Annotated in this window: 17 protein-coding genes; 12 read left to right on the plus strand and 5 right to left on the minus strand. The window is 48.8% G+C overall.

Going from position 1 to position 21,558, the window contains the following annotated elements; genetic code table 11:
• Positions 1 to 126: 126 nt before the first annotated feature.
• Positions 127 to 348 (minus strand): hypothetical protein, encoded by a 222-nt coding sequence (locus BLT35_RS24790; RefSeq protein WP_235594148.1) that lies wholly within the window; start codon positions 346 to 348, stop codon positions 127 to 129.
• A gap of 88 nt (positions 349 to 436) precedes the next feature.
• Positions 437 to 1,870, minus strand: a complete 1,434-nt coding sequence (gene pdxR, locus BLT35_RS24795; RefSeq protein WP_074730074.1) for a MocR-like pyridoxine biosynthesis transcription factor PdxR — start codon at positions 1,868 to 1,870, stop codon at positions 437 to 439.
• 214 nt (positions 1,871 to 2,084) lie between these two features.
• On the opposite strand from pdxR, the gene BLT35_RS24800 reads away from it, so the two are divergent.
• Positions 2,085 to 3,032, plus strand: coding sequence for a carbon-nitrogen hydrolase family protein (locus BLT35_RS24800; protein WP_062409537.1), 948 nt, complete (start codon positions 2,085 to 2,087; stop codon positions 3,030 to 3,032).
• A 77-nt stretch (positions 3,033 to 3,109) separates the two neighbouring features.
• Here the strand turns inward: BLT35_RS24800 and BLT35_RS24805 are convergent, their stop codons facing one another.
• Entirely contained in the window at positions 3,110 to 5,440 is a 2,331-nt protein-coding gene (locus BLT35_RS24805; protein ID WP_074730075.1) for an ankyrin repeat domain-containing protein, read from the minus strand.
• A gap of 336 nt (positions 5,441 to 5,776) precedes the next feature.
• On the opposite strand from BLT35_RS24805, the gene BLT35_RS24810 reads away from it, so the two are divergent.
• Together BLT35_RS24810 and BLT35_RS24815 are read left to right on the plus strand one after the other, a co-directional pair.
• Positions 5,777 to 8,017: a heavy metal translocating P-type ATPase gene (locus BLT35_RS24810; RefSeq protein ID WP_074730076.1), complete on the plus strand. Its 2,241-nt coding sequence runs from the start codon at positions 5,777 to 5,779 to the stop codon at positions 8,015 to 8,017.
• Positions 8,018 to 8,261: 244 nt separating this feature from the next.
• Complete coding sequence (locus BLT35_RS24815) at positions 8,262 to 8,783, plus strand: gamma carbonic anhydrase family protein (protein WP_074730077.1); 522 nt, start codon at positions 8,262 to 8,264, stop codon at positions 8,781 to 8,783.
• Between the two features lie 19 nt (positions 8,784 to 8,802).
• Here the strand turns inward: BLT35_RS24815 and BLT35_RS24820 are convergent, their stop codons facing one another.
• Positions 8,803 to 9,489: a response regulator gene (locus BLT35_RS24820; RefSeq protein WP_062409534.1), complete on the minus strand. Its 687-nt coding sequence runs from the start codon at positions 9,487 to 9,489 to the stop codon at positions 8,803 to 8,805.
• Between the two features lie 30 nt (positions 9,490 to 9,519).
• The gene (locus BLT35_RS24825; RefSeq protein WP_082660843.1) at positions 9,520 to 11,097 is read right to left on the minus strand and encodes an ATP-binding protein; all 1,578 of its coding nucleotides are present in this window, start codon (positions 11,095 to 11,097) and stop codon (positions 9,520 to 9,522) included.
• A gap of 91 nt (positions 11,098 to 11,188) precedes the next feature.
• Between BLT35_RS24825 and BLT35_RS24830 the strand changes: the two genes are divergently transcribed.
• The 9 genes from BLT35_RS24830 to BLT35_RS24870 all read left to right on the plus strand — a co-directional run bounded on the left by BLT35_RS24830 (position 11,189) and on the right by BLT35_RS24870 (position 21,426).
• Entirely contained in the window at positions 11,189 to 12,376 is a 1,188-nt protein-coding gene (locus BLT35_RS24830) for a CaiB/BaiF CoA transferase family protein (protein WP_074730078.1), read from the plus strand.
• A 32-nt stretch (positions 12,377 to 12,408) separates the two neighbouring features.
• Positions 12,409 to 13,194: an enoyl-CoA hydratase-related protein gene (locus tag BLT35_RS24835; RefSeq protein ID WP_074730079.1), complete on the plus strand. Its 786-nt coding sequence runs from the start codon at positions 12,409 to 12,411 to the stop codon at positions 13,192 to 13,194.
• 89 nt (positions 13,195 to 13,283) lie between these two features.
• Positions 13,284 to 14,336, plus strand: coding sequence for a tripartite tricarboxylate transporter substrate binding protein (locus tag BLT35_RS24840; protein ID WP_062409531.1), 1,053 nt, complete (start codon positions 13,284 to 13,286; stop codon positions 14,334 to 14,336).
• An 89-nt stretch (positions 14,337 to 14,425) separates the two neighbouring features.
• Positions 14,426 to 14,845 carry a tripartite tricarboxylate transporter TctB family protein gene (locus tag BLT35_RS24845; protein WP_062409530.1) on the plus strand — a complete coding sequence of 140 codons (420 nt, stop codon included), beginning with the start codon at positions 14,426 to 14,428 and terminating at the stop codon, positions 14,843 to 14,845.
• Between the two features lie 16 nt (positions 14,846 to 14,861).
• Entirely contained in the window at positions 14,862 to 16,382 is a 1,521-nt protein-coding gene (locus BLT35_RS24850) for a tripartite tricarboxylate transporter permease (protein WP_074730080.1), read from the plus strand.
• A gap of 237 nt (positions 16,383 to 16,619) precedes the next feature.
• On the plus strand, positions 16,620 to 17,627 hold the full coding sequence (locus BLT35_RS24855; protein WP_074730081.1) for a LacI family DNA-binding transcriptional regulator: 1,008 nt from the start codon (positions 16,620 to 16,622) through the stop codon (positions 17,625 to 17,627).
• Positions 17,628 to 17,855: 228 nt separating this feature from the next.
• A complete protein-coding gene (locus BLT35_RS24860; RefSeq protein WP_074730082.1) occupies positions 17,856 to 19,178 on the plus strand; it encodes an ABC transporter substrate-binding protein in 1,323 nt (440 codons plus the stop codon).
• 87 nt (positions 19,179 to 19,265) lie between these two features.
• On the plus strand, positions 19,266 to 20,588 hold the full coding sequence (locus tag BLT35_RS24865) for a carbohydrate ABC transporter permease (RefSeq protein ID WP_074730083.1): 1,323 nt from the start codon (positions 19,266 to 19,268) through the stop codon (positions 20,586 to 20,588).
• 10 nt (positions 20,589 to 20,598) lie between these two features.
• Positions 20,599 to 21,426, plus strand: a complete 828-nt coding sequence (locus BLT35_RS24870) for a carbohydrate ABC transporter permease (RefSeq protein ID WP_074730084.1) — start codon at positions 20,599 to 20,601, stop codon at positions 21,424 to 21,426.
• Positions 21,427 to 21,558: the final 132 nt, after the last annotated feature.

Raw genomic sequence — 21,558 nt, forward strand, 5'->3', positions numbered from 1 at the left:
TTGACCGCTTTTATTTTTTCTGCTGCTGTAAATTTAGCCAAAAGAAAAGCACCTCCAATTGTTAGATGTGTGTCTAACAATTGGGGTGCAGTTCAAAACCGACTCCTTCTTTGGCTGCACGAATGATCATTTGACTATATATAGAATCAACGCAATATAACCGAGAACGATAGCGATAATATAATAAATGGACAGATTTTTAAAAATGCTGCCTGTTCTTTTGTCATAACCGGGATTTCCTTCTTTGTTTTTTTTGGACAGGCCGATCATGATCGTGGCTATCGTCCCAATTAACATAATCGTTAAGAAAATAATGTAATAAATGTAGAGAGGCATTGCATTCACCATCCAGCTCCTAGTCTTATACTTGGATCGTAACAAGAAAATGTTGTGTTGTAACCATCCAATCGGGAGCGTCTTATCCCGTCCATTGGGATCAGCAATGCTTCAATCCTTCTGCAAAGGCACGAATTCCCTTGTGTATGCTTTCCGGGTCAGGCCTTGAAAATGAAAAACGGACATAACCGGGCTTTGAGCCATAAACGCTTCCCGGAACAAAAATAACGCCGCGTTTAATCCCTTCTTCCAACAGCCTGAAATCATCCACTTTTTTGTGTATGCTGCACCACATATTCAATCCTCCTTGAGGCAAGGAGTAATCCACCTCGCCTTTCAAATATTCATCCATGGCTGAAGCAAGGAGATCCCGTTTGCGAAGCAGTGCTTTTCTCAAGGAGGCCACATGATCTTCAAAATCGGTCTTCGAACCTAAAAATTGCGCTGCAATCCACTGCGGAATGACGCTTAAACCAAAATCCATTTGCTGTCGGGCATCCGCCAGGCGATGCACCACCGATTGCGGGGCTACCATCCACCCGATCCGCAAGCCGGATGCGGCAATTTTGGACAGCGATCCAATGTAGAGCACATTTCCGGCCGTATCGTACGCCTTCAAAGGCTTAGGCGCATTGCCGTCAAAGGATGTCAGGCTGAAGGGATCGTCCTCGACGATGGGAATCCCCAAATCCGCGGCGGCGTCCAGCAGCTTCATCCGATGCTCCGGGTTTAGCACCGTTCCGGTAGGATTTTGATAATTCGGGTTTAAAAAAATCATGCGTACACGATGCCGGCGGTATAAAGACAAGAGATCATCGGGCTGGATCCCGTCGTCTTTGACCGGCAAACGGAGCAGCCGCAATCCTGCCGATTGAAACATAGGCAGGGAATAGCAATAGGAAGGATCTTCAATGGCCACCGCATCCCCGGCGCTAAGCAAGCATTGAGTAATTAAAAATAAAGACTGCTGCGATCCGGAAGTAATGAGAATCGAAGACGAGGTTGAACCGATCCCGTGGTACGTTTGCAAAAAGGACGCCAGCGTTTCTCTTAATGGCAAATAGCCTTGAGGGTCGTCATAGCCCCAATGGTCAAGATAAGGTTTTTCCTGCCACAGTTTTTGAAAGGCCTGATTGGGAAACAAATCCGCCGAAAGCTCGCCGCTGGCAAAATCGATAATGTCCGGGTTTTTACGAATTTCTTCCCGAATACGCCGAATGAAAGGAATATTCGGTAAAAAAGCGCCGCTCTCTTCATATAAGCGCCAGTTTGCGGCATGCTTCGGGGTAAATCCCCATTTATCGCCGCTGACTCTGGTTCCGAAGCCGACGCGGCTTTCGATGAGTCCGGAGGCGCGAAGCTCCTCATAAGCTTGCACGATCGTGCTCCGATTGACTTGAAGCTGGCTCGCTAGCTTTCTTTCGGATGGCAAAACGCTGCCCGGAGGGTATTCGCCATAGTTTATTCTGCGTTCCATATATTCGGCAATTTGCTGATATAACGGTTTTTTGCTTGTGCGATCGGGCTTCCACATAGGGACACCGCCTAACTGTTGAATCGACTGATTCAGTCATATTATTTGGTATCTTAACATAAATCATGCTTCCAATTTGGTAATAATTTATGAATTCCTGATTGCGATTGGATGGGGATAAAGGAGGAGGATTGGCTGTTTACCATTTCTTCACGCACGTTATGATAGAAGTACGGACTTGAAGGAGTAAATACGATAAACGGAGGTCATTCCTATGGAACGTACGGTACGTGTAGCGGTGGTTCAGTCGGCTCCTGTTCTTTTTGACAAGGCCTCAGCGATGCAGAAAATAGCGGAGTGGACGAAGGAAGCGGCAAAGCAGCAGGCCCAATTGGTGGTTTTTCCGGAAACGTTCGTCTCAGGCTACCCTAGAGGATTTACGTTTGGGACCCGGGTGGGGAGCCGAACGGATTCGGGTAGAAAGGATTGGGCGAGATATTGGGAAAGTGCTGTAGAAATTCCGGGTGAAGACATGGATTTTCTTGGACAAATAGCATATGATGCCGGAGTCTACCTGATTGTCGGCGTCGTAGAACGCGAAGCCGAATTCGGCAGCTCGACCTTGTATAACTCCATGGTATATATAGGACCCGACGGACGGCTGCTCGGCAAACACCGCAAGCTGATGCCCACGGGTGCAGAGCGGCTGCTGTGGGGATCGGGAGACGGCAGCACGCTAACGGTGATTCAAACGCCATTCGGGAGAATCGGCGGATTGATCTGCTGGGAAAACTACATGCCTTTGGCGCGAACCGCGATGTATGCCAAAGGGATTGATCTGTTCATCACTCCGACGGCGGACGCACGCGATACCTGGCAGGCAACGATTCAGCATATCGCCTTGGAGGGCCGCTGCTTCGTGTTATCCTCTAATCAGTATGCCACAAAAAACACATACCCTGATGATTTAGCCTGCCTGGACGAGCTTTCCGGGCAGCCCGACGTGCTGTCCCGGGGCGGGAGCGCGATCGTAGGGCCGTTAGGCGAATATGTAATCAAGCCGTTATGGGACGAGGAAGGGCTGTTGGTCGCCGATTTGCCGTTGGACCAGATCGTCCAAAGCCGGTACGACTTTGATGTCATGGGACACTACAACCGGCCGGATATATTTCAGCTCACGGTGAATGAAAAAAAGCGGAGTATCGTTGAGTTCCAACGTTAAATAAAGGGAAATTCAAGGCGTGGCAAAAAGCTTGGTCCAAGCAGAGACTGCAGGACCAGGCTTTTGCTTTTCCCATGTTAATAGTTTCTGTATGAAGTGCCGTAGGAATAAGTACATCCGCATGCACTGCAGGGGCAAATAATCCAATGGCATGAACTGCAAATGAGATAGCGGACAGAATCAATGCTCGTCTTACAGCTCCAGCAGTGTGTGAATCGTTCCCGGGGCTTTGACCGCCCGAATACGGAGGACAGCAATGTACCCATCAACGAATGACTGCTCTCGCCGGAAAGATTGGGCTTGCTGGAAAGAATCCGGAGCATTCCTGCTTGATTGCCGGCAAGTGCGGCGCTTCTCGCGGTTTCCCCCCGCTGATTTTGCCGTTCGGTGTTGGCGCCGGCCAAAATGAGTTCATATACCATGTTGGAGTGGCCGGCTTTGACCGCATGCATCAGGGCGCTCGTACCCTCCCCATCGACCACATTGGGACCGATTCCCTTTCTGATGAACATCCTCACTATCGGCAAGGCGTTATTCCGGACACTATTCATAAATGCGTGATAAATCTCCTGGTTATCGACAAAAGACATTAATTTTTCCGCTGCGGGAACCATTTGACGTTCAACTGCAGCAGAGAAGGCATCCTGCCCATTTTTTAGTTTGATATGCGGGTCGGCCCCGTACTGCAAGAACAGTACGGCCAGATCGGATTGATTTTTTTGCAAGGAAGTCAGGAAAGCTTCGTTGATTTGTTTTTGCTCAGGCTTTTTTTGCAGCCATTTCTCCACCCATGTCATCATTCGGTTTTCCGTCGCTAATTGAAAGGCTGTTTGTCCCAAAACATTTTTGGTTTGCGCATCCGCTCCGTGATCCAGTAATAAGAGGGCTAATTTCTCATTCTTTCTAGCGACCGCTTCAAGCAAAGCCTTGTCCAATTCTTGAAGCTGTTTGCCATGAACAATAAAATATTCCGCAACGGAGTCCATCCCCGAGGATATAGCCTTTAGCAAAGGAGCATGCCATGAACGGCTTCCTTGATCCGGATCGATATCAAGCTCAATCAATAGCTGTACCATTTCCGTTTGTTTAGTGCCGATGGCCGCGGCGAACAGCTGGCTTCCGTCGCTAACATCTGCCCCACGAGCCACCATTAACCTTACCGCATAAGTCAAACGGTTGATAATAGCCTGTTCTAGATGATGCTTGGAAGGGATGACACCCCGGTCCAGCAGCAGTTCAATGATGCTTTGATCCTTTAAAGATATGGCAAGATCCATCGTGTGTTGTTCTTTGTCTTTGGTTCTGCAGGTGTGAGGAGGAACCTGATGATCGAAAAGGCGACAAGCAAGATCCGGATGCTTACTGACGAAAGCGAGCCATAAAAGACGCTGTGCCATATACGGCTCGATTTCGTTCAAGGGCAGGGATTCAAAACATTGTCGGCAAAGCGCACTGTTCGGCTGAGACGGAAAAAAGCGGTCGAAAAGTTTCCTGTCCTTCTTTTGTATAGAAATGGAAATAAATGGGAAAAGGCTTTCATCATCGAGTTTAAGATCATATTTGCTGAATATCCTGATCAGCCGGATATCCTTCACAATCGATTTATTGAAACGTCCTGCCTCGGAGGAATGGACATTACCGTTAGTCAGCATATTAAGCCATAAGCGGATACTGCTTTCAGGATGCTTTTCTTTTGCTGTTTGGTAGGCATTACGATAAGATATGGACACCTTTCGAGAATACAGGGAGTAAAGCAATGCTGTCATAATCCGCTCGTCGTTGATTTCTGCAGCTTTCGTTACGGCATTGACACCAAAGATGTTGGCTTCTTCCGGTTTGGCTTCATGCTTGAGAAGCAGCTCGACGATGCCGTAATGATTTGGTCTTACAGCATGCAGCAGGGCGGTATAGCCGTTGTTGTCTTTTTTATGTACATGGGCTCCGGATTCCAACAAAAATGTCACCATATCCTGATGGCCGTCTATGCAAGATAGCATTAAAGCGGTATGTCCCTTATGATTTGCCGCATTTACCCCGGCGCCTCTTTCCACAAGAGTCCTTGCTATTGGCAATGCGTTGTTTCGGGAAGCAAACATTAAAGGGGTGGTGCCGTTTCCGTTGGCATGTGCCGCATTGGCTCCGTGGTTAAGCAATAGTAAGGCAATATTCATATGATTTCGTTCCACGGCCGTGATTAACGGGGTATTCCCTTGCTTGTTGGGTATATTCGGATCGGCGCGATGGCTAAGAAGCATTTGAACGAGCTCATGGTTTCCTTGGCTTGCCGCAAACATTAGAGCCGTATTTCCGTTAGGGTTCCGGAAATTGGGGTTGACGCCAAAGCTCAACAAATTTCTGACCCGCAGCTCATCATGTTTTTTTACTGCATCTATGAGTTCGATTTCCATGACATTCACCCCTTGTTCGGTTTACATATTCAATTTGGTTGAACGGTTAGCAGAAACATCACTTATGCCAGTTTATCAAGATCAGTCCTCATTTGCCAGAAGGTTTTTGGCGATATGTTTTCGTTTATAGAATTCATATTGAACAGACAAAACCGGTATGGATTTCTGGATGATCTGCGGCCGGTATGGTTCAACTTGCCAAGGGGAATGGTAAAACAAAGAAGAAGTCCGTTGACAAATATACTATAGGGGGGTATACTAAAATCGGTAACAGGTAAACCTGACAAAACCAATATATATGAAAAAATGCAACATATACGAAAGCGGGTGTTTGGTATGGATTCCGCAAGTACCGGAACGAAGCAAACTTCTTTACTGATTACAGGAATGACCTGCGCCGCTTGCGCCAATCGCATTGAAAAAGGATTGAATAAACTGGATGGCGTTTCGAAAGCCACTGTTAATTTTGCGATGGAAACGGCTCATGTGGAGTTCAATCCGCTTGAAGTGTCTATCGAAGATATGCAGCAGAAGGTGGATAAGCTCGGCTACAAGGCTGTTCCGAAGCAGGAGGAGGAGGAGGACGACGGCACGCGCCGTCAGCAGGAGCTCAAGCGGCAGAAGGTGACGCTGCTCATTTCCGCCATATTGTCCTTTCCGCTTCTATGGGCCATGGTCACTCACTTTTCGTTCACTTCATGGATCTGGATGCCTGAGGTTTTTATGAATCCATGGTTTCAATTGGCGCTTGCGACACCGGTCCAATTCATCATCGGTAAACCCTTTTATACCGGCGCTTATAAAGCGCTCCGCAACAAAAGTGCGAATATGGATGTTCTCATTGCTTTGGGTACCTCCGCGGCTTATTTTTACAGTTTGTATTTGACGGTTGATTGGGCGACAAACGCTCATGGCGGACAGCACGCGCCGGCCATGTATTATGAGACCAGCGCTGTACTTATCACATTGGTTATTCTCGGGAAATGGTTTGAAGCCCTGGCCAAAGGGCGGACATCCGAAGCGATCAAATCGCTTATGGGACTGCAGGCCAAGACCGCTTTGGTCGTCAGAAACGGCCAGGAAATGACTATTCCTGTAGAAGAAGTCGCCGTAGGCGACATCGTTCTGGTGAAGCCCGGAGAGAAAGTGCCGGTAGACGGTGAAGTCATCGAAGGGAGATCGTCCGTGGACGAGTCGATGCTTACCGGCGAAAGCATTCCTGTCGAAAAGAGACCAGGGGATCGCGTAATCGGAGCAACGATAAACAAGAATGGCATGCTTCAAATCAAAGCAACCCGGGTCGGCAAGGAGACGGCGCTTGCTCAAATCATTAAAGTGGTGGAGGAAGCGCAGGGCTCGAAGGCGCCGATTCAGCGGATTGCAGACGTGATTTCCGGAATTTTTGTTCCCGTTGTAGTCGGAATTGCCATTATCACTTTCGCCGTATGGTATATCTGGATGGAACCCGGCCATTTGGCCGGAGCTTTGGAAAAAGCCATTGCGGTACTGGTTATTGCCTGCCCATGTGCGCTTGGGCTTGCCACCCCTACCTCCATTATGGCCGGTTCCGGCCGTGCGGCGGAGCTGGGCATTTTGTTTAAGGGCGGAGAGCACCTGGAGTCCACGCACCGGATTGAAACCATCGTATTGGATAAAACGGGTACGGTGACCAAGGGCAAACCGGAACTCACGGATGTGATTCCATCCGGGATCGATGAAACGACGTTATTAAAGCTGGTTGGAGCCGCCGAGAAAAATTCCGAGCATCCGCTTGCCGAGGCTATCGTAACGGGAATTTCAGCGAAAGGCATTTCACTGGGGCAGACCGATGAATTCGAAGCCATTCCGGGTTTCGGGATTCGAGCCGTAGTCGAAGGTAAAGAAGTATTGGCCGGAACCCGCAAGCTGATGGCCAAATACGATGTTGCGATCGCAACTGCGGCGGATACGATGGAAAAGCTGGAGCAGGCAGGCAAAACGGCGATGCTCGTCGCAATCGACCGGCAGTATGCGGGTGTTGTCGCGGTGGCGGATACGATCAAGGATACGTCCAAAGAGGCGGTTGCCCGCTTAAAGCAAATGGGAATTCACGTCATCATGATTACCGGCGACAATGAACGTACGGCGAAAGCCATCGCCAAACAAGCAGGCATCGAGGATGTCATCGCGGAAGTGCTGCCCGAAGGAAAAGCACGGGAAGTGAAGAAGCTGCAGGAACAAGGCAGGAAGGTGGCGATGGTCGGAGACGGCATCAACGATGCCCCGGCGCTCGCGGTTGCGGACATCGGCATGGCCATCGGCACAGGAACGGACGTGGCGATGGAAGCGGCCGATGTTACCTTGATGCGCGGAGATTTGAACAGCATTGCCGACGCCATAGCGATAAGCAGAAAAACGATGGCCAACATCCGGCAAAATTTGTTCTGGGCCCTCGCTTATAACACGCTGGGGATCCCCGTTGCAGCCATCGGCCTGTTGGCACCATGGGTGGCTGGTGCGGCCATGGCCTTAAGTTCGGTATCCGTTGTTCTTAATGCGCTGCGCCTGCAAAGAGTCAACATCTCATCGGCGGAATAATTCCAAAGCCCGGCATCGCTTGATTTTCAAGGCGATGCCGGGCTTTGCAATGAAGCGCATCATGACTGGTATTGCACTGCCGATCGCTACAAAAATTACAAAAACCGGTTACAAAAGCTGAATTAATTTACGTTGAATACGAAAAAACAAAACGGGCGCCGGGTCCGCTATAATCAAAAATGTAATCGCTATCATTAAAGGAAGGGTGTTGGTCTTGTGTGCAAGCAAAGGAGGAAAGACGCGGATGATTTATTCATTAGGCGATGTTAAGCCGCAGCTGCATCCCACCGCATACACGGCACCGGGGGCTCAGTTAATAGGCGATATTACCATCGGGGAGGAGTCAAGCGTTTGGTTCAATTCGGTACTGCGCGGGGACAATGCGCCGATTGTGATCGGCGATCGAACCAATATCCAGGACGGCTGTACGCTTCACGTGGACCCCGGACTGCCGCTGCACATTGGAAACAAGGTATCGGTCGGACACAACGTAATTTTACACGGATGCACGATCCATGACGGAGCGTTGATCGGCATGGGGGCTATTGTTATGAATCATGCAGAAATCGGGGAGCAGGCTCTGATTGCCGCCGGTACCTTGATTACAGAAAAGAAAAAAATCCCCCCTGGAGTGTTGGTCATGGGGTCTCCCGCTAAAGTCGTCCGGGAACTGAATGAGGAGGATTTGCGAATGCTTCAGTTCGTATCCGATCATTATGTCGGACAGAGCCGAAGATATATGGCAGAGAACATGATCAGCCAATAGGTAAACGCTTACAATTAAATCAATCGTTATAAACATACAGCTTGGTAGGACGCCCTTTGCTGGAATATTTCAATTCGAGCATAATCTCATCTATTTCACACAGATATTCCAGATACTTTCTTGTTGTTATTCGCGACAGCATCAATTGATCGGCAATGTCCTGAGCGGATAACGGCTGCCCGGAATTTGCGAGCGTGTCCCGGATCATTTGCAGCGTAATCGGATCAATGCCTTTAGGTACTTCCGTTTCTTCACCGCCCGACCGCTTAGGATTGGATTTTGCGTATAACGAATCGAGCAGCTGTTGATTCAGGTTCGTATGCTGACGGAAGAGCAGATGTCTTTTTTTCAAGGTTTCCAATGCGGAACGGAAGCGGTCAAAATCGAACGGCTTAATAATATAGTCCACAATCCCGAGCCGCATGGATTCTTCAATAATTTGGGGGTGATCAGCGGCCGTGATCAAAATGACATCGACTTCAATGGATTGGCGGCGAATTTCACGCAGTAGCTCCAAGCCGTTCATGGAAGGCATGTAGATATCAAGAAGAATCACATCCGGAGCAAGCTCTACAATCCGCTCCATTGCTTCTTGACCGTTTCTGGCGCTGCCGACACATTCCACCAAATCGATTTTGTTGAGGTACTTTTGATTGATGCTCGATACCATAGGATCATCTTCAATAATCAACACTTTAAGTAACAAGGTGAGCCCTCCTGTATTTTGCTATTTCAATCAACGTTTGGGGATGCTTATCCAAAAGACGGTTCCAAGATCCGGTGAGGAAGTGACATTCAGCTCTCCGTGCAGTACGTGATCGATATGGTTCTTAACCAGATACAGGCCGTAGCCTCTGTCGGCATTTTTGGTTGAATAGTTCTTCTTGAAAATAAACGGGATCCGGCTTTCCGGAATTCCATGGCCGTTGTCTTCCACCATGATGACCCATTGGTCCTGCTGATCAAGCAAGGTGACCTCGATTTGTCCATCGGCAATGCCTTTGACAGCATCAAACGCATTGTCAATTAAATTGCCGAGAATCAGGATCATGCTGTTGGAAATCTCCTCAGGCAATGGCGGCAGATGGCTTCCGGGATCGATTTTTAACGAGATGTTCCGCTCCTCGGCTTGCTGGATCTTTCCCAGAAGGAGAGCGGAGGTTTTGGGATCCAATATTTTTCGTCCCAAAAATTGAAGCAGCTTTTGTTGGCTGTTGGTGGTTTGCAATATGAACGACTTTGCTTCTTCATATTCCCGCAGCTCCAACAAACCGTGAAGGGTGTGAAGGCGGTTCATAAATTCGTGAGTCTTGGCACGCAGGCCCTCCATGTATTGCTTCACGCCGGTCAGTTCTTCCGCCAGGCTTCGCATTTCGGAGGTATCTCTGAACGTAGAAACGGCGCCGACGACCTCATTGTTTACGATAATGGGAGCGCGGTTGACGATCACGGTGACGCCGTTGACGGTATGTTCCGTATTGTATTCTTTTTCTTTCGTATCCATGACTTCGCTTAATCTGGATGAAGGTATGATCTCCGTTACATGCTTGCCGAGCGCATCGCTGTCAAACGACAGGATCTTGCGGGCCGTTTCATTGATCAAGGTGACTTTCCGGTTTTTATCAACGGCAATGACCCCTTCATGCAAACAGTCCAAGAGGGCTTCGCGTTCCTTCACAATGTTAGCGATTTCATCGGGCTCCAGACCATACATCGTTTTCTTGATGCTCCTGGCCAGCAGGATGGAGAGAAGAATTCCGAGTGCCAAAGCGATGCACAGAAAATAAATGACGGAAATAAAGTACGAATTCACGATTTTGTATATGTTGTTGTTGAACATGCCTACGGCGATGACGCCGATGACTTTGCCGTCTTTTTTGACGGGTACGAATGCCCGGATCGACGGCCCGGAAATACCGACGGCCTTGGAAATATATTCTTCGCCGGCAAGGGCGGGTCCTTCATCGCCTCCTGTAAATCTTTGGCCGATCAACTCCTCATTGTTATGCGTATAGCGTATGCCGTTGGAATCGAGGATCGTAATAAAACCCACTTTGGTTTTCTCTCTTATTTCCCGTGTCCGCGGTTGAAGGTATGAGTGAGGATCGCCAAGCTCCATCGCTTCTCTGATGTCCGGCAATTCGGCTATCAGTTTGGCGGCATCGAGCGCGCTATCCCCGACGGCGTCTTCTACAAATTGAACAATGATCAAATTAAAAAGATAGCCGATACTTACCAGAATCGTCAGTACCACTGTGAGCACTAATCCGATGATGCGAAGCTGCAACGGGAGTTTACGCTTGATGAACGGCAAAACATCTCTCCCCTTTTAGAAGATGATTTCAATATTATATTCGAAATTTTCATAATAATATACTATTTTTATAGGTTAGGAGTGTTGCAATATGCTTCCTTTAGAAGGAATTCGCGTTCTGGATGTATCGCAAATTATGGCAGGACCTCACTGCACGATGATATTGGGCGATTTGGGAGCCGAAATCATTAAGGTGGAGAAAAAGGCCGGAGGAGACGATTCCCGGCAGCTGGGGCCCTTCATCAACGGGGAATCGACAAGCTTTTTCCAAATTAACCGCAACAAAAAAAGCATAGCGCTCGATTTGAAAAGCGAAGAAGGAAAACAAATCTTTTATAAATTAGCCAAAACGTCGGATATTATTGTGGAAAATTACCGTCCGGGCGTTACCAAGTCGTTAAAAATCGATTATGACACGATAAAAGAAATCAATCCGGGCATTGTGTACTGTTCGATTTCCGGTTACGGCCAAACGGGTCCTTACGCTCACAAGGGCGGATTTGACCTGGTGCTTCAAGGCATGACGGGGCTGATGAGCATGACCGGCGAACCGGGCAAAAAACCCATGAAATCGGGGATTGCCGTTTATGATATCGGTGCGGGCATCACGGCAGCCTATTCCATCCTGGCCGCTTATATTTATAAGCAAAAGACAGGCCAGGGGCAGCATGTGGATGTTTCCCTGGCGGAGATCGGATTGCCTTGGTTTACCTGGGAGGCCGCCGCTTATTTTGCCACCGGCAAAATTCCCGGACCGTCGGGCTGGAGGCATCGTTCGGTCGCTCCGTATCAGTCGGTACAAACCAAAAACGGCTATATCATGGTCGGCTGCGCAAACCAGAGAACGTGGGAAAAGCTGTGCACCGATGTGATCGACAAACCGGAATGGATCACCGATCCGCGGTTTAAGACCAATACGGACCGCATCAACAATGTTGAAGAATTGGAAGCGCTGATTGAGGAAGTGATGGCTTCCCATGATTCGGCTTACTGGCTTGATAAATGCGAGAAAGCAGGCGTTCCATCGGGGCCGATCAATAATTTTGCCGAAGCGATGCAGGACCCTCATTATCTGGCCCGGGACATGATCCAGGAAGTGGAGCATCCGGTGATCGGCAAAATGAAAATGATCGGGATTCCGACGAAATTTTCGCTTACTCCCGGCCAAATCCGAATGCCGGCTCCAACGTTGGGCCAACATACGGACGAAATTTTACAATCGATCGGTGTGGAAGAGGAACAAATCCAGTCGATGCGGCAAAATGGCGTTATTTTGTAATGATTCATTTTATAAGTAGAGGGAGGATGCATATGTCAACGCAATACGTTTATATGGAGAAAAACAAGGATGTAGCTACGGTCTATTTTAATCGCCCCGAGAAACGAAACGGGCTTAATTACGAGATGTGGGTTGCGATTGCCGAATTGATGGATGAATGTGAACAGGATAAAGCGGTTAAAGTGGTTGTGTTTCGCGGAGTGGATGAGACGGCTTTCTCGGCCGGGGCCGATATCAGCGAATTCAAGACGCTGCGGTACACTGCGGAAGGAGCGGACAAATATAACCGGGCGACATTGATTGCCGAGGAGAAAATCATGCGCCTCAGCAAACCCACTATTGCGATGATCCAGGGCTTTTGCGTAGGCGGCGGCTGCGAAATCGCCGTGGCCTGCGACTTTCGATTCTCCGATCCAAACGGCAAATTCGGCATTACTCCGGCCAAGCTCGGTTTAGTATACAACTTGCCGGGAACCAAAAATGTGGTGGATCTGGTCGGGCCGGCCAAAGCCAAGGATATTTTGTACACAGGCCGATTGCTGGAGGCGGAAGAGGCGTTCCGTATCGGTTTGATTGACCGTATCTACCCCGCGGAGGAAATTGTGGAGAAAACGTATGAATATGCGGCATTGATCTGCAAAAATGCGCAGTTTGCGGTTAGAGGTTCGAAGTATATTATCGGCAAGGTGCTGGAAGGGGAAACGGAGGATACTCCGGAGATCGCCAAGCTCGTATTGGATTCCTTTGAAACGGAGGATTACCGTGAAGGCGTCGCCGCATTCCTGGAAAAAAGGCGTCCGGCGTTCAAATATTCGTGATGGCCTAGCCTTCGTCGTATAACCCGTGATTAGCGTTAAGAGTAAGTTGAAAAGGTTTACAAAAACAAAACAAGGGGAGTTGTGATGCTATGAAGAAGCCTATAAGTGTTTTATTGTCGTCGGTGATTGCCCTTTCTTTAGTCTCTGCTTGTTCGAGTCAGCAAACCGCTGCTCCGGCTGCTCCTGGCACAGGTGGCGGTGCCAATACGGAAAACCAACAAGGAAGTGCAGCTCCGGCCGGATTTGTTCCCACCAAAGATATTGAATTCGTAGTGCCCTACAGCCCTGGTGGAGGAAGCGATATTAATGCCCGGACTTTGGCACAGGTGATGAAAAATGAAAAGCTGGTAGACAAAAATATCATGATTGTCAACAAACCCGGCGGTACCGGGGCTATTGGAAATGCCTATACATTCAGCAAGAAAGGGGACGCTCATACGATTATGACCTGGGTATCCGGCCAACAGGCCGCCACCGTGGTCAACAATGCGCAAGTCACTTTGAAGGATTTGACGCCTATCGCTACACTGGCGGTAGATTCCTTTCTGGTTCTTGTCAAAGCGAGCAGCCCGTACAAGACCTTTGACGATTTAGTCCAAGCGGCCAAAGCCAATCCGGAAAAGATCACGATAGGCGGAGCCGGAGCAACCCAAGAGGATTATCTGATTTACCATATGATCAATAAGCATGCGGGAGCGAAATTGAAATATGTGACGTTCAACAGCGGCGGCGAGGCCATGACGGCCTTAATGGGAGGCCATATCGATGTGGTTTCCAGCAATCCGAATGAAGTTATTGCCCAGATTGAGGCCGGAGAGCTCAGGGCTCTGGCTACAACATCGGAGGAACGGCTGTCCAGCCCGTTGGATAACATCCCGAGCTTCAAAGATGTAGGTTACCCCGAGATTCAACTGACACAATTCCGGGCCGTCGCAGGTCCTCCGGATATGCCTAAGGAAGCCGTGAAGTACTGGGAGGAAGTCTTCAAGAAGGTAAGCGAATCCAAGGATTGGCAGGAAAACTATATCAAAAAAAATCACTTGAAGAGCGAATATAAAAACGCGGAAGAAAGCAAAGCGTATTTTGAAGAAGCTTTGAATTTGTATCTTGAAATTCATAAAGAGGCAGGAACGATTAAGTAACGTACAGGCAGGCAAAAGGCTTTACCCAAAGCCTTTTGCCTTCCTAAAGATCATGGCTTAGAACAGTGTAGTGGAGGTGCTGGACCGGGATGGGAAGAATCGTATCTGCGGCGATTGCTTTATTTGGCGTTTTTTGGGCTTATCAAGGCTGGTTTCATCATGAGATTTGGGTCGATAAAGGACCTGGCGGCGGATTTTTGCCGTTTGTCATAGGATTATTAACGGCCGTGTTAAGTTTATTTGAGGTTTTCAAAAATGAACCGTCGTCTTCCAAAATAGAGAAAAAACATGTCGTACCGGTAATCGCCACTTTGGTGATGATCGCAGCTTTTGAAGTGTTCGGCATGATCCTGACCTTCGGCTTGTTCGTTATAGCCTGGCTGGCATTTCTGGAGAAATATCCGATGCTCAAGGCTGCGACGATTGGAATCGGCACAACGGCCGTCGTTTATTTTGTATTCAAGCATTTTCTCCACGTCCCCTTCCCGACGGGCTATTTGGGAATTTAAATGAAAGGATGATCGTATGGGGATCTTACAATCGCTTCTGGATGGGTTCGTTGTTGCTTTATCGATCCAAAATATATTAGCCGCAGTCGCCGGCGCGGTTCTGGGCATCCTCGTTGGCGGCCTTCCGGGTCTGGGTTCCGTTACCGGTGTTGCCCTGCTTCTGCCGATCACGTTCACGATGGACCCGACAACGGGGATCATCATGCTGGCGGGCATTTATTACGGGTGTATGTACGGCGGTTCCTACACGGCTATTCTGGTCAATATTCCGGGAGAATCTTCGTCGATTACCACAGCGCTTGACGGTTACCCGCTGGCCAGAAAAGGGCTGGCCGGCAAAGCGTTGTTTACGTCGAACATGTCTTCGTTTATAGGCGGGACGATCGGCATTATTTTCCTGACCTTTATGGGTCCGGTATTGGCCAAAATCGGCTTATCCTTCGGCCCGCCCGAAATTGCATGCGTGATTCTATTGGCTTTATGCTCGATCAGTCTGCTCTTTGGGGAAAATCAAAGAAAAGGGCTGATCGCGGCTTTTATCGGGATACTGCTGGCGACGATTGGCGTAGACCCGACCCTGGGACAATCGCGTTTTACCTTCGGATCGGTCAATCTGTTGAACGGTATTTCATTTGTCGCCCTGATTATCGGGATGTTTGGTTTTTGCCAAATTATTGAGCTCATGCTGCAAAAAATACACGCGGAGTACAATGCCAAAATTACGATTCGAGAAAGCATACTGGACAAGAGTGAAGTGAAAAGAATTTTGGCCCCTTCCATCCGGACAGGTATTCTCGGGAGCTTTATCGGGATTTTGCCGGGAGCGGGAGCGACGACAGGCTCTATGTTCTCTTATATTCTGGAGAAGAAGGTAGGCAAAAATAAGGAGCAAATGGGCAAGGGAGCCCTCGAAGGCGTTGCGGCTGCAGAATCGGGCAACAATGCGACGGCGGTCGGCGCGTTCGCCCCCCTGCTTTCCTTGGGAATTCCCAGCTCCGGCACTACGGCTGTATTGTTAGGCGGATTGATTATGTGGGGGTTAAAGCCGGGGCCGCTGCTGTTTACAACCAATCCCGATTTTGTCTGGGGTTTGATTTCGTCCATGTACATCGGAAACCTGATCAGTCTGGCGGCCTCTCTCGCTATTATCCCGCTGTTGATTTATTTTATCCGTATACCGAATGCCATTATGATTCCGCTGATCATTATCTTCTGTGTATTGGGGGCATATACGGATCAAAACAACATGTTCGATGTTTGGGTGATGCTGATTGCCGGAGTAGTGGCTTTTATTTTAAGCATCAACCGTTATCCGATCGCACCGCTGTTGATGGCCTTTGTTCTTACGCCTATGTTTGAAACGGCCGTTCGCCAATCCTTCGATATCAGCAACGGCGACCCGGCCATCTTTGTCAGAGGTCCGATTAATATCACCATCCTGACCTTGATTGTGCTGTTTATCATCGCGCCCCTTATCGTAAACTATTGGATCAGAAACAGAAAGTCGGTGCAAAACCATAAAACGATCGGTAAGTAACAGCCCGGTTTCCTATGGGTTGAATGTCTAATACAGTACACCCGTCATCGGAGGTTCCGGATCGGGTGTTTTTTTCTCTGATTTGGTATCCCGCTGCCCTATTGGTTAAATTCCCATAGAAATTGTATGAATTAAGTATTGACGGTATTTTTCAAGAGGAGTATAATTAATATACAGGATGAAAAGGTTTTCATAAAATTTTCATTATACCCATTTTGCTTGGCGAGGTAACGCGGCATGAGATCAAACATTAAAGATGTAGCCAAGTTGGCGGACGTTTCGATCAGTACGGTTTCCAGAGTATTGAACTCGCCGAATCTGGTAGCCGAAGAGACCAGGGACAAAGTGTTCAAGGCGATAGCGGAGCTCAACTATACGCCGAATGCATTGGCCAGAGGCCTGATTCATAAGCGGACGCAAACCTTGGGCGTGCTTATTCCCGACATCTCCAATTTATTTTACGCGGAGATACTGCGGGGGATGGAGGATATGGCGCACCGGCTGGACTATAATCTCATTTTGTGCAATACGGATAACAACAAACCCCGTCTGCTGGCAAGTTTAAAAGTGCTGAAGGAAAAACAAATCGACGGTCTGATTTTTACAAGTGAACCCATCTATCCGGACTACAACGAGCTGTTCCAGCAGCTTCAGATCCCTGTCGTTTTGGCGGCCACACACAGCCTGGAATTTGAAATTCCATCGGTAAAAGTGAACGATGAACAGGCGGGATTTGAGGCGACCGAATATTTGATCCGCAACGGGCATCGCCGAATAGGAATGATTGCAGGATCCATGATGGATCCGGTTACCGCTGTTCCCAGACTGCAGGGGTTCATGCGGGCATTGCGCACCTACAATATCGAGGCCGATTATGAGACCTGCGTACAAAACGGCAACTACCGCTTTGAGGACGGTTATGAAGCCATGGGCAGGCTGCTGCAAAAATCTCCGGATCTCACGGCTGTCTTTGCGTCGAGCGATGAACGGGCATTGGGGGCTATTTCTTATTGCCACGAGCACGGCATTAAGGTTCCCGACGATCTGTCCGTGATTGGTTTTGATAATACGCGGCTTGCGGTGATGTGTTTTCCCAAATTAACCACGATCGCACAGCCTCTCTACCAAATTGGCCAATTGGCCGTGGAGAAGCTGGATAACTTGGTTCAAGGCAAACAGGTTGGCGAATTAAGAACCTATATTGCTCATGAACTGGTGGAGCGGCAATCTGTGGCAAAAATTTAAATGGAGGATAGCCGCAGGACTGAAAAGCTTTTCATTCATGAATAGCATAATTTTAATGTTATTAATGCATTTATTAAGAGAAATGACTTTTCTTATGGATGAAAAGCTTTTCATTAAAATCATTTGGCTATGGGGGGATGCAAGGGAGTTTATCGGAATGGGTCGTGCTTCTGAGGGTTTACTGAACATGAAACAATGAAAGAATGTATGGTACAGAGGAGGAAAAAAATGAAGTTGTGGAAAAAATCCTTAGTATTCGGATTGGTTATGATGAGTATGATTACTCTGAGCGCTTGCGGAGGCGCACAGGATAACGGTTCAAGCAGCAATCCATCCGGCAGTGACAACCAGTCATCGGCTGCAAATGAGGGAAATAAGGCAGAGAAGGTGAAGATTGTTTTTGCCCAGGGGAACGATCAGACCCCCGCTACAAAAAAATTGATCGATGCTTTTCATGCCAAGCATCCGAACATTGAAGTGGAGCTGCGCGATTTTCCTAACAATTCAACGCAGATGCACGATCAATACGTTACCATTTTAGGCGGACAATCTTCTGAAATCGACGTGATGAACCTCGATGTCGTCTGGCCTGCCGAATTCGCCCAAGCCGGCTTTTTGCTTCCGCTCGACCGTTTTATCCAGGAGGATAAGATTGATCTGAGCAACTATTTGCAGGGCGGCATAGACGCCGGTTATTTTGCCGGTCAGCAATGGGCGCTTCCACGTTATAACAATGCCGGCTTGTTATACTACCGTAAAGATCTTGTGAAATCGCCGCCGAAAACCTGGGATGAGCTTATTCAGCAAGCCAATGAGCTGAAGGGTCAAGGCGGGACGAAATACGGGTATGTTTATCAGGCCAAGCAATACGAGGGTCTTGTCGTCAACTTCACCGAGCTGGCTGCTGCTTATGGCGGACAAGTATATGACGACAAAGGGAACGTTGCCATCAACAGCGCAAATACCATTAAAGGGCTGAACAAGCTGATCGAAATCTCGAAATCGGGATTTGTGCCGACTGATATCAAAACCTTCACCGAGCTTGAAACACGTAACGCTTTTATAGAAGGCGCGGCTGTGTTTGCACGCCATTGGCCGGCTTTGTATGCCCAGGCGATCGATCCGAAAGTGTCTAAAATTGCCGATAAGGTAGGCATCGCTCCGCTTCCGGCCGGAGATGTGAAGTCTGCGGCGGCGCTGGGCGGATGGTTTGCCGCGATCAATAAATATTCGAAACATCCGCGTGAAGCGTGGGAGTTCTTGAAATTCATGGTGGGCCCGGAAGGCCAAAAAATTATTGCGATCGACAGTACGCAGACACCGACCTATTTGCCGCTCTTTGATGATCCGGATGTGCAAAAAGCAAGCCCGCTGTTTGCCAACCGCGAGTTTGTAGAGGGACTTAGCGCTGCTGTTCCGAGACCTATTACGCCGCTGTATGCCAAAATTTCCGATATCATCCAAGTCGAAGTATCCAAGGCCATCGCCGGCGAACAAACTGCCGAACAAGCTGTACAAAACATGGAACAGAAAATCAAAGCGGCGAAATAAACGCACATCATATCAACCTGAATACGGTCGGGAGCCGTCTCCATATGGCTCCCGACTGTTCAAAAGCTTAATGGAAGTGGGTGTTCCATGAACCCGGGAAACAAGAACAAAGCCCGCCGGTATTGGTTTTCGGAGAAACATGCGGGGTACTATTTGGTGCTGCCGGCGTTCATCATGATTTTCCTGATTGCAGTCTGGCCCGTAGCCCGTTCGTTTTGGATCAGCCTGTACGACGTCCGCCTGAACGATCCCGCCAAATCGGCCATGCACAACAGCTATTCCATTGATATGGAGCGGTACGTGGGTACGATTAACGTTTTGTTCAATGTACTGGACAATGAAGCGCGCAGCGCCGCCGGCACCGCGAAAGAGGATATCCGCCGGATTGCCGCCGACGTTAAGCAGTTGGCTGGAAAGTTGAACGAGGAGAGCATTGTCAAGGAACGTTATGATCAGGTGGATCAGCTGCTGTATGATTTCAAGCCGGTGCCTGATGCTTTGAAATATGCTGAAATCGATAATCAAACCGCGGTCGATGTCCGCTCGGGACTGACCCGAATCGAAGAGCGTCTTCACCAATTAAAGTCTCAAGATGCGTTAAAAAGACCGGATGATTCCATCGGTTTGGTCAAGGCGTTTCAGTCTTCATTTGTAGAGCCGAACTTTATCGGGCTGGAGCATTATCGTTACTTTCTGACGGACCGGCGAATGTGGGATTCGCTTGCCAATACGACGCTGTTTAGCGTGTTTTCCGTCTCCATCGAACTGGTGCTTGGACTGATGATCGCCCTCCTGATCAACCAACCCTTCAAGGGCCGCGGGCTTGCCAGGGCCGCTATACTGATTCCCTGGGCAACGCCGACGGCCATTTCGGGAATGATCTGGTCCTACATGTATGACGGCCAAAGCGGCATTTTTGCGAAATGGCTGACGGATCTCGGCATCATTTCCGACATGGGGATGCTGATGTCCACGAAATCCGGGGCGTTATTCGCCGTCATTTTTGCCGATGTGTGGAAAACGACTCCGTTTATCGCGCTGCTGCTCTTCGCCGGACTTCAGACCATACCCGATTCCTTGTATGAAGCGGCTCAGGTAGACGGCGCCACCAAATGGCAGCGGTTTTTCCGGATCACGCTGCCCATGTTAAAATCGACGATTCTGGTAGCGCTCCTGTTCAGGACGCTGGACGCCTTCCGGGTATTTGACCTGATTTATGTATTAACCGGCGGCGGACCGGCGAACTCTACGGAGTCCATCTCTATTTATGCATATAAAACGATGTTTGCCCAGCTTAATTTTGGAGCGGGATCGGCTTTGTCGGTCATTGTGTTCCTATGCATTGCGATCATTTGCATGATCTACGTTAAAATTCTCGGTTCGGATATCATCGCCAAGCGCGGGGGATAGGGGGAAGCACATGCGCAAAAAAGCGGGTTTCGGATTTTACATATTGTTGTTCATGTTTATATTTGCGGTGTTGTTTCCATTTCTATGGACCTTCCTCGCATCTATAAAATCTCCGTCAGAGCTGTTCGGTGAATCTGCTTTTCGGATCATTCCCCAGCAACCGACGTTGGATAACTATATTTACGCGTTTACGGCGCATCCGCTTGCGCGTTACATTGTGAACAGCCTGACGGTCGCTCTGCTGACGACGGTATACAGTTTGTTCGTTGCGTCCTTCGCCGCATATGCCATCGCACGGCTGCACTTTTACGGGAAAACGTTATTTCTGGGGCTGCTGCTTGCCGTTTCGATGTTTCCTCAGATTGCTACGATTTCGCCTATTTTTCTATTTATGCAGTCAACGGGACTCCGGAATACGTATTTAGGGCTGGTTATCCCTCATACGACATTTGCTCTTCCGCTTGCGATATGGTATATGACCACTTTTTTCAAGAAGATTCCTGTGGAATTGGAAGAGGCTGCAAAGATTGCCGGCGCAACGCTCATGCAAACCTTTCGCAAAGTCATCCTGCCGCTTGCTGTGCCGGGGATGTTCACGACGGCCATTATCGTATTTATCGATTCCTGGCATGAGTTTCTCTTTTCGCTTACGATCAACACGAAGCAAAGCATGATGACGGTACCCGTCGGTATCGCGATGTTTCAAGGGGAATATACGTTTCCTTGGGGAGAAATTACTGCGGCTACCGTCAGTGTGACAGTGCCGATTGTTATTCTTGTCCTTATTTTTCAAAAGCGGATCGTTTCCGGTCTGACATCCGGTGCGGTCAAAGAATGAGCCTGCAATTCGCGGCTTAGGTGATGATGAATGCCAGAAGTCCAGCGGTAATATGTCAAGTCCCTGATTCGTGGAAATTGGAAATTATTTTGGCCCAAAACGCGATGACTCAGGGAAAAAGGCAACACCAAA

This window comes from Paenibacillus naphthalenovorans, assembly GCF_900099895.1.
In the GTDB taxonomy this organism is placed as follows: Bacteria; Bacillota; Bacilli; order Paenibacillales; family NBRC-103111; genus Paenibacillus_G; species Paenibacillus_G naphthalenovorans.

Bases quoted from the DNA above. Each gene is read 5' to 3' on its own strand.
- BLT35_RS24790 (WP_235594148.1), bottom strand. From the start codon at position 348: ATGGTGAATGCAATGCCTCTCTACATTTATTACATTATTTTCTTAACG.
- pdxR (WP_074730074.1), bottom strand. From the start codon at position 1,870: ATGTGGAAGCCCGATCGCACAAGCAAAAAACCGTTATATCAGCAAATT.
- BLT35_RS24800 (WP_062409537.1), top strand. From the start codon at position 2,085: ATGGAACGTACGGTACGTGTAGCGGTGGTTCAGTCGGCTCCTGTTCTT.
- BLT35_RS24805 (WP_074730075.1), bottom strand. From the start codon at position 5,440: ATGGAAATCGAACTCATAGATGCAGTAAAAAAACATGATGAGCTGCGG.
- BLT35_RS24810 (WP_074730076.1), top strand. From the start codon at position 5,777: ATGGATTCCGCAAGTACCGGAACGAAGCAAACTTCTTTACTGATTACA.
- BLT35_RS24815 (WP_074730077.1), top strand. From the start codon at position 8,262: ATGATTTATTCATTAGGCGATGTTAAGCCGCAGCTGCATCCCACCGCA.
- BLT35_RS24830 (WP_074730078.1), top strand. From the start codon at position 11,189: ATGCTTCCTTTAGAAGGAATTCGCGTTCTGGATGTATCGCAAATTATG.
- BLT35_RS24835 (WP_074730079.1), top strand. From the start codon at position 12,409: ATGTCAACGCAATACGTTTATATGGAGAAAAACAAGGATGTAGCTACG.
- BLT35_RS24840 (WP_062409531.1), top strand. From the start codon at position 13,284: ATGAAGAAGCCTATAAGTGTTTTATTGTCGTCGGTGATTGCCCTTTCT.
- BLT35_RS24845 (WP_062409530.1), top strand. From the start codon at position 14,426: ATGGGAAGAATCGTATCTGCGGCGATTGCTTTATTTGGCGTTTTTTGG.
- BLT35_RS24850 (WP_074730080.1), top strand. From the start codon at position 14,862: ATGGGGATCTTACAATCGCTTCTGGATGGGTTCGTTGTTGCTTTATCG.
- BLT35_RS24855 (WP_074730081.1), top strand. From the start codon at position 16,620: ATGAGATCAAACATTAAAGATGTAGCCAAGTTGGCGGACGTTTCGATC.
- BLT35_RS24860 (WP_074730082.1), top strand. From the start codon at position 17,856: ATGAAGTTGTGGAAAAAATCCTTAGTATTCGGATTGGTTATGATGAGT.
- BLT35_RS24865 (WP_074730083.1), top strand. From the start codon at position 19,266: ATGAACCCGGGAAACAAGAACAAAGCCCGCCGGTATTGGTTTTCGGAG.
- BLT35_RS24870 (WP_074730084.1), top strand. From the start codon at position 20,599: ATGCGCAAAAAAGCGGGTTTCGGATTTTACATATTGTTGTTCATGTTT.